The 458-nt window shown below is 54.1% G+C and carries 1 protein-coding gene; it reads right to left on the bottom strand.

The genetic code is table 11. The features are described from left to right. Positions 1-451 (bottom strand): potassium transporter TrkG (locus F2P46_RS36230; protein ID WP_306667738.1); only part of this gene is annotated, 451 nt, incomplete at its 3' end. Positions 452-458 lie beyond the last annotated feature (7 nt).

Here is a 458-nt window from a genome sequence, read left to right as displayed (position 1 = left end):
CGGCGTGGATTGAGAAGCCGGCGTTATTAAATGCCGAAACTGAGTGAAACAGTCCGCTCCATGCAGCCTGTTGCCATTCGAGGCCGTAACCAACACGGAACCGTAACATCAGAACTAGCGCAACAATTAGCTCACACGCAACCGTCACGGTTAGCACGAGCTTAGCCACATTGGCCACATCGCCCAGTCCCAACGAATGAGTTTCTGTTTGAGTGATAAGTTTCAGCCGCAGCCGAGGCGACCGATTCACCATGAGACCTAGCAGAGTCGCGCCGGTCATCATGCCAAAGCCGCCCACTTGAAAGAGCAGCATAATGATGCCCTGACCTGCAGAAGACCAATATGTACCGGTGTCAACGACGGCAAGTCCGGTAACACATACCGCTGAAACTGAAGTGAAGAGCGCAGTGAGGAAGGGTGCTGACCCAGGCGCGAGTCGAGCAAAGGGCATCATCAGA

This window comes from Massilia sp. CCM 8734, from assembly GCF_011682155.1.
In the GTDB taxonomy this organism is placed as follows: Bacteria; Pseudomonadota; Gammaproteobacteria; order Burkholderiales; family Burkholderiaceae_D; genus Telluria_A; species Telluria_A rubra.
Note: the sequence above shows the minus strand (reverse complement) of the source record. Positions and strands in the feature narration are given on the sequence as shown.